This is a genomic window from Psychrobacter sp. TB55-MNA-CIBAN-0194 (assembly GCF_040309505.1).
In the GTDB taxonomy this organism is placed as follows: Bacteria; Pseudomonadota; Gammaproteobacteria; order Pseudomonadales; family Moraxellaceae; genus Psychrobacter; species Psychrobacter fozii.
The window spans coordinates 1-272 of sequence record NZ_JBEOOW010000279.1 but is presented as its reverse complement, the minus strand read 5'-3'; the positions used below and the strand labels follow the sequence as shown (position 1 = coordinate 272).

Annotated in this window: 1 protein-coding gene; it reads right to left on the bottom strand. The window is 42.6% G+C overall.

The window, feature by feature from the left end:
- On the bottom strand, positions 1-214 hold a 214-nt coding region (locus AAEY75_RS15155; RefSeq protein ID WP_352260046.1), incomplete at its 3' end, for an RNB domain-containing ribonuclease.
- Positions 215-272 lie beyond the last annotated feature (58 nt).

Genomic DNA, 272 nt, shown 5'->3' with positions numbered 1-272 from the left:
CAATGGCACCACGGTCTTGGCGTGCAGCTTTAAGTGCCATATACATTTGCTGTAAGTCAGTTAAATGTGGCACTACGGCTGAGTATTCTTCGCGTAGTTTTTCGTCGTTTTGTAAAATGGCATTTACTTTGGTGTAAGTTAAACGTGCATGCGAGTTCATTATCGCTTCGTAAAACTTATAGCCCGAAAGTTTACCCGCGCTCGACACGGTCATTTCGGCAACCATACATAAGCGATCTACTTTTGGATTAAGCGAACATAATCCGTTAGAA